The organism is Rheinheimera metallidurans (assembly GCF_036983985.1).
Classification (GTDB): Bacteria; Pseudomonadota; Gammaproteobacteria; order Enterobacterales; family Alteromonadaceae; genus Alishewanella; species Alishewanella metallidurans.
The window spans coordinates 127,340-133,364 of the sequence record NZ_JALAHQ010000006.1; the positions used below are offsets into that span (position 1 = coordinate 127,340).

General features: G+C 45.3%; 9 protein-coding genes. 5 read left to right on the top strand and 4 right to left on the bottom strand.

What is annotated here, in order from left to right; translation table 11 throughout:
- Positions 1–7: 7 nt before the first annotated feature.
- A complete protein-coding gene (locus MN199_RS14005; RefSeq protein ID WP_335739858.1) occupies positions 8–568 on the top strand; it encodes a DNA topoisomerase family protein in 561 nt (186 codons plus the stop codon).
- On the opposite strand, the gene MN199_RS14010 is transcribed toward MN199_RS14005, so the two are convergent.
- Positions 565–1,698: a 5-(carboxyamino)imidazole ribonucleotide synthase gene (locus MN199_RS14010; RefSeq protein ID WP_335739859.1), complete on the bottom strand. Its 1,134-nt coding sequence runs from the start codon at positions 1,696–1,698 to the stop codon at positions 565–567. The genes MN199_RS14005 and MN199_RS14010 overlap by 4 nt on opposite strands.
- On the bottom strand, positions 1,695–2,186 hold the full coding sequence (purE, locus tag MN199_RS14015) for a 5-(carboxyamino)imidazole ribonucleotide mutase (protein ID WP_132580777.1): 492 nt from the start codon (positions 2,184–2,186) through the stop codon (positions 1,695–1,697). Before purE ends, MN199_RS14010 begins: the two co-directional genes overlap by 4 nt.
- A 119-nt stretch (positions 2,187–2,305) precedes the next feature.
- On the opposite strand from purE, the gene tsaC reads away from it, so the two are divergent.
- Positions 2,306–2,860, top strand: coding sequence for an L-threonylcarbamoyladenylate synthase type 1 TsaC (gene tsaC, locus MN199_RS14020; RefSeq protein ID WP_335739860.1), 555 nt, complete (start codon positions 2,306–2,308; stop codon positions 2,858–2,860).
- A 1-nt stretch (position 2,861) separates the two neighbouring features.
- Positions 2,862–3,794, top strand: coding sequence for an oxygen-dependent coproporphyrinogen oxidase (gene hemF, locus MN199_RS14025; protein WP_335739861.1), 933 nt, complete (start codon positions 2,862–2,864; stop codon positions 3,792–3,794).
- Here hemF and MN199_RS14030 read toward each other — a convergent pair.
- The gene (locus MN199_RS14030; RefSeq protein ID WP_335739862.1) at positions 3,791–4,237 is read right to left on the bottom strand and encodes a group II truncated hemoglobin; all 447 of its coding nucleotides are present in this window, start codon (positions 4,235–4,237) and stop codon (positions 3,791–3,793) included. The two genes, hemF and MN199_RS14030, sit on opposite strands and share 4 nt — an antisense overlap.
- Before the next feature lie 5 nt (positions 4,238–4,242).
- Here MN199_RS14030 and aroE point away from each other — a divergent pair, with 5 nt between their 5' ends.
- Both aroE and MN199_RS14040 read left to right on the top strand, forming a co-directional pair.
- Positions 4,243–5,058, top strand: coding sequence for a shikimate dehydrogenase (gene aroE / locus MN199_RS14035; protein ID WP_335739863.1), 816 nt, complete (start codon positions 4,243–4,245; stop codon positions 5,056–5,058).
- Complete coding sequence (locus MN199_RS14040; protein WP_132580788.1) at positions 5,055–5,291, top strand: DUF1488 family protein; 237 nt, start codon at positions 5,055–5,057, stop codon at positions 5,289–5,291. The genes aroE and MN199_RS14040 overlap by 4 nt, the downstream gene beginning before the upstream one ends.
- Here the strand turns inward: MN199_RS14040 and MN199_RS14045 are convergent.
- Positions 5,288–5,821: a gamma carbonic anhydrase family protein gene (locus MN199_RS14045; protein WP_335739864.1), complete on the bottom strand. Its 534-nt coding sequence runs from the start codon at positions 5,819–5,821 to the stop codon at positions 5,288–5,290. The two genes, MN199_RS14040 and MN199_RS14045, sit on opposite strands and share 4 nt — an antisense overlap.
- Positions 5,822–6,025 lie beyond the last annotated feature (204 nt).

A 6,025-nucleotide genomic window follows, 5' to 3' on the forward strand; every position in this document is an offset into this window, starting at 1 on the left:
TTATTTTATGACCGACGACTCCGCTCTATTTGCTTTACCACAACAGCAGCAGCTTTGCCCATTATGCCACCAAGTTTTAGCAATGAAGTCGGGCAAAAATGGGCCGTTTTTGGGCTGTAGTGGCTATCCGGCTTGCCATTATATTAAGGCCTTGCATCCGCATGAAACAACGATTGTAAAGGTGTTAGAAACCGAAGCTTGCCCACAATGCAGCTCGGCGTTAGCGGTAAAGAATGGCCGCTATGGTATGTTTATTGGCTGCACTAATTACCCTGATTGTCACTTTGTGGTTAATGAGCAGCATGAACAGCCCGAAGTTGACAGGCTTGCTTGCCCTAAATGCAAACAAGGGCAGTTGATTGAGCGTACCAGTAAATTTGGTAAACAATTTTGGGGTTGCAATAATTACCCTAAGTGTAAATTCTTACTCAATGATTCACCGATAGCTGGCGCTTGTTGTCATTGTGGTTTTACGTTACTGATTGAGAAGAAGCAGGGTGTGTACTGCGCGGATAAGGGTTGCGGTGTAAAACAACCAGCAGCCGAAGCTGCCGGTATTGATGGCTAGCTTATCCTATTAACCATTTGCTGTAGTTCAGGAAATATAGCTTCAGGTAATAAATTAATTAACTGTGTAAATCTTGCTTTTAATTCTGCATTGTTCGGTGCAGATAAATTAATGTGGCCCATTTTTCTGCCCGGCCTTTTGCTTTTGCCATACCAATGTAAATGTAGCCCCGGTATTGTTAAAATACTCTCTGGTACAGCATCTTCACCCAAAATGTTAACCATTAGGCTAGGCCTTATTAGTGCTGTGCTGCCTAAGGGTAAGTTACATACTGCACGTAGATGCTGTTCAAATTGGCAAATATCGGCGCCTTGCTGCGTCCAATGCCCCGAGTTATGTACCCGAGGTGCTATTTCATTGACTAGTAATTTGCCGTTTAAATCAAAAAACTCTATTGATAGCACGCCAACATAGTCTAGTTTATTTGCTAGGGCAGTAAACATCTGGCAGGCCTGTTGCTGCAATTGCTCATTTCCTGCGACGGCTAACGACACGCTAAGCACACCATTGACATGATGGTTTTCGGTTAATGGGTACACTTTTATATCGCCATTAGCGCGGCGTACGCCAATTAAAGATACTTCGCGTTGAAACGGAATAAATTGCTCAGCAACAATGCTCTGCTGCGGATCTGCAGCTAAAAAGGCGCTGATTTTCTGCCATAAAGCGGCGGTATCTTCAGCCTGCTTTAGCCGCCATTGCCCTTTACCATCGTAGCCAGCTAGGGCGCTTTTAAACACTAACGGCAGGCCAAGCTTACTAATAGCCTGATTAAAGTCAGCTTCGCTGTTCACTATATGATAAGCCGCAGAGCCCACGTTAGCGCTATCTAGTAATTGTTTTTCCAGCCTGCGATCGCCTCCGGCTTTAATCGCGGTTTCGCCGGGGAAAAATTTGCCACTTTTTTGGCACTGTTCAAGTATTGCTAGCGGAATATGCTCAAACTCTGCGGTAATTATATCGGCGGCAGCAATAGCATTAGCAAGGCCGGTACCCAAGTTTTGCTGGGTTAACGGGTGCACTAGGCTATCGGTATTGACATCATAAGCACTAATGCTGATGTTAAGCGGAGCACCGGCTAAAGACATCATTCGCGCTAATTGCCCAGCGCCTAACACTAATACATTCATAATTGTACCTGTGACGGGTCAGGCTGGCTTAATACCAAATCGGTTTGCGCTTGGCGAAAGGCATCTATCTTTTTCATTAGTTCGGCATCATGCGTAGCAAGAATTTGTGCTGCTAATAAGCCTGCGTTTGCCGCACCGGCGTCACCAATCGCCATGGTGCCTACTGCTACACCTTTTGGCATTTGCACAATAGACAATAAAGAATCCATACCTTTTAATGCTTTAGACTGCACTGGCACACCTAGCACTGGTAAGCTAGTAAAGGCTGCTGCCATGCCAGGTAAATGCGCTGCGCCACCTGCACCGGCAATAATTACTTTTAAGCCACGGTTTGCCGCAGAACTAGAATAATCTGCTAATAATTGTGGTGTGCGATGTGCGGAAACAACTTTGGTTTCATAAGCAATACCAAACTTATCCAGCATATCAGCAGCGTGTTTCATAGTAGGCCAGTCTGAGGTCGAACCCATGATGATGCCAACTTGCATGATTGTTTCCTTCTGAACGTGATGAACTAAGCGCGCGAAGACGCTATTATAGCGATTTGCGCTGATGAAGAAAATTTTAACTGTGTTTTTTGTTAAATTTGTTGGAATGGGTATAGCCAATGTTAGAATTAGAGCGTGTATTACAAGCATTAAAAGACGGTGGTGTCATCGCATATCCAACCGAAGCAGTGTATGGCTTGGGTTGTGATCCAGACAACGAAACCGCAGTAATGGCATTGTTAGCTATTAAGCAGCGCACGGTAGATAAAGGGCTTATTTTAGTCGCTGCAAACTATTCACAGTTATTACCCTACGTTGATGATAAAGCCATTCCACCAGAAAAACGCTACCAAATTTTTTCGAGTTGGCCTGGCCACATCAGCTGGATATTGCCAGCCAGTAAAGCGGCACCCAAATGGATTACTGGCCAGTTTAATTCTATCGCCGTGAGGGTAAGCGCGCATCCTGTAGTGCATGCATTATGTGCTGACTACGGTAAGCCTTTGGTATCTACTAGTGCTAATTTATCTGGCTGTCCTGCTATAACTAAGCGTGATGAACTTGAGTTGCATTTAGGTAACAAATTGTCGGCAATTATGCCAGGTTCGCTAGGCGGTGCCACGCAGCCTAGTCAAATTCGTCATGCTGTAACCGGCGACATTATAAGGAGTTAAGGTGACACACAGTCAACCACACCAACATTTAAACGCAGTACAGCAGTTTTTGCAGCAGCTGCAAGATAATATCTGTAAAGCGTTAGAGCAGGCCGACGGCGGTGCGTGTTTTGTTGAAGATGCCTGGCAAAGACCGGAAGGCGGCGGCGGTAAAAGTAGGGTACTTACTGGCGGTAAAGTATTTGAGCAAGCCGGCGTTAATTACTCGCATGTGTTTGGTGCCAATATGCCAGCATCCGCTACCGCACATCGTCCTGAATTAGCGGGTCGTAGTTTTAATGCTTGCGGTGTGTCACTAGTGATCCACCCTAATAACCCGTATTTGCCAACAACGCATGCTAATGTGCGTTTTTTTATCGCCGAAAAAGACGGCGAGACGCCGGTATGGTGGTTTGGTGGTGGTTTTGACTTAACGCCCTTTTATCCATTTGAAGAAGACGTTGTACACTGGCATAAAACGGCTAAAGCGGCGGTTGAGCCTTTTGGTGAACAGTATTACCCTGACTATAAAAAATGGTGTGATGATTACTTTTACTTAAAACATCGTGATGAAACGCGTGGTGTTGGCGGCTTATTTTTTGACGATTTAAATGCACCAGGCTTTGAGCAAAGTTTTGCTTTAATGCGGGCAGTAGGTGAAGCCTTCGTGCCAGCGTATTTACCTATCGTCGAAAAACGTCAAGCAACCCGCTTTGGTGATAAAGAGCGACAATTCCAGCTATATCGTCGCGGCCGCTATGTTGAATTTAACTTGGTATATGACCGAGGCACGTTGTTTGGTTTACAAAGTGGCGGTCGTACCGAATCAATCTTAATGTCTTTGCCGCCGTTAGTGCGCTGGCAATATGGTTTTGCACCTGAGGTTGGCAGCCCAGAAGCGTTATTATATGAGCGCTATTTAAAACCGCAAGATTGGTTAGGTGTTAATCGTTAGCAGTTAATCATATGGCTTGCCAGTTGGCCTATCGACTGGCGAATGCCTTCACGCAGCATTTTATGTTCAACTACTTCATTTAACGCGTTATCCATACAAAACATCCACTGATCACGTAATTGCTCATTTACAGTAAAGGGTAAATGCCGAGCACGTAGCCGAGGGTGGCCGTATTTTTCTTCAAATAACGCCGGGCCACCTAACCAACCAGATAAAAACTCGAAAAATTTCTGCCGAATGTTATCGAGCGGTAGTGGGTGAATAGCATAGAGTTCTTTAGCTTCTGGCGCGCTTGCCATGATGTCGTAAAAGCGGTTAGCTAAGCGTCGTACCGTATCTTCGCCACCCATCAATATATAAGGGGTTTGCTCAGGGCTAGGATGTTGCTTGCTATTTACCGTGGTTTTATTAAAAATCATCTGTACTAACTTCTTAATGGACATTTGCTGTGGACCGTTATGCTGTATTCGGAAATCCGATTGGGCAATCTAAATCACCCTTTATTCATACTCAATTTGCTGAGCAATGCCAGCAGCAACTGAGCTACGAGGCCATTCTAGCACCAGTCGATGCTTTTGCCGACAGCTGGCAAACGTTTGTCGCGCAAGGTGGGTGTGGCGCCAATGTTACTGCGCCATTTAAACAACAGGCGTATCAGTTGGCCGATAGTGTTTCTGAACGGGCAAAACTAGCAGGTGCGGTAAACACCTTTTATTTTGACGAGAGTGGAAAACTACATGGTGATAATACCGACGGCATAGGTTTGGTTAACGATTTACAACGTTTAGGCATTAACTTAAATGCTTGTCGAATATTACTGCTAGGTGCGGGTGGCGCCAGTAGGGGCGTAGTTGGTCCGTTACTCGATGCGGGCGTTAGCCAAGTAGTACTAGCTAATCGCACGCCAGAAAAAGCGCACAGTATCGCTGCAAGTTTTGATAGTCGAGTGTTGGCTTGTGGTTTTGCGCAGATCCCTCATCAGCCATATCCATTAGTTATAAATGCTACCTCCTCTGGTTTAAGTCATCAGCGGCCTGATATCGCCGGTGAGCATCTACAACATACAGAGTTAGCTTACGATATGAGTTATGCAGCTCAACCTACCGCTTTTATGAGTTGGAGTAAGCAGCAGGGCGCAAAGCAACAAGTTGATGGTTTGGGTATGTTGGTCGCGCAAGCTGCTGAGGCGTTTTATATTTGGCGCGGAAAAAAGCCGGATATTGCGCCAGTACTAACACGATTAAAGCAGCAGCTAGCTATATGAATCAGCAGCTGATCTTTAATAATGATTTTCATCTAGTGCCAGCGCGCAGCGCGGTATGTTTCAGTTGCTTAGTTGCAGGCTTTAAAGTGCAGTGCTTTATTGCCATTCCGGCCAAACAAGATGGTGCCGAGTTCTTGCAAGAGGTTATAACCAATGCGTTTAGCTGGGAAGATTGCGTCGAGCAAGCGATTGCTGACGACGCAGTTAATGAAACCGCAGAGCTTTGGATTTAAGCGTCGGCTAAATACTCATCCTTTAATACGACATAGTTAGCGGCAGACTCACTAAGAAAAGCTTTTTCGCCATCATTAAGCGGCCGAGCTTGCTTAGCTGGGCTGCCCACATACAAATAGCCACTTTGTAGTGTTTTACCTGGTGGTACTAAACTACCCGCACCAATAATAACGTCGTCTTCTACTATTACGTCATCCATAACAATAGCGCCCATACCAATCAGAATGCGATTACCTAGCGTGCAGCCATGTAGCATTACCTTATGCCCCACAGTAACATCTTCACCTATTATAAGCGGTGAACCATTAGGCTTACCTTTACTCGGGCGCGATAAATGCAGCACACAACCGTCTTGAATATTAGTACGTGCGCCAATGCGCATAATGTTTACATCGCCACGCGCGGCGACTAGCGGCCAAATGCTAACATCATCCGCTAACACTATATTGCCCACTATTACCGCAGACTCATCTACATAAACTGCTCTACCAAGAGTTGGTAAAATACCTTTATAGGCTCTTATCGTCATAATTCCCTCCAATGCCGAGATATTATGCAATAAATGCTGCTAAAAAGCGCTGATCGTTGAAACTTTATGCGAACGATTCATAAAGTGTAATATTTCTGAAATAACCGCTTGCACGACAATTAAAACCCCCTATAATGCGCGCCATGCCACGGGGTAGAGCGCTAGCGCACTCTCCGAGGGGTTTTAGAAATAGAGTCAAAAATC